Raw genomic sequence first — 211 nt, 5'->3', positions numbered from 1 at the left:
CGGCCTACCGGGCCTATCCATTGCTCGCTGGCCTGTCACGGCCCAATCGCCAGTACCTCAAGGAATTGTGGCGCCTCGGCCTGCCGATTGGCGGCACCTACGCGGTGGAAGTCGGGCTGTTCGCGTTCGCCGCCCTCTGCATGGGCACCATGGGCAGCACGCCACTGGCGGCCCATCAGATCGCGCTGCAAATCGTCTCGGTGGCGTTCAT

The 211-nt window shown here is 65.9% G+C and carries 1 pseudogene; it reads left to right on the top strand.

The features are described 5' to 3' along the window. Positions 1-211 (top strand): annotated as a pseudogene (locus OC610_RS29480) (NorM family multidrug efflux MATE transporter); the annotation flags it as partial.

The sequence above is a fragment of the Pseudomonas agronomica genome (genome assembly GCF_025917275.1).
GTDB lineage: Bacteria > Pseudomonadota > Gammaproteobacteria > Pseudomonadales > Pseudomonadaceae > Aquipseudomonas > Aquipseudomonas agronomica.
The sequence above is the reverse complement of the archived record's forward strand: the minus strand, read 5'-3'. Positions and strand labels throughout refer to the sequence as shown.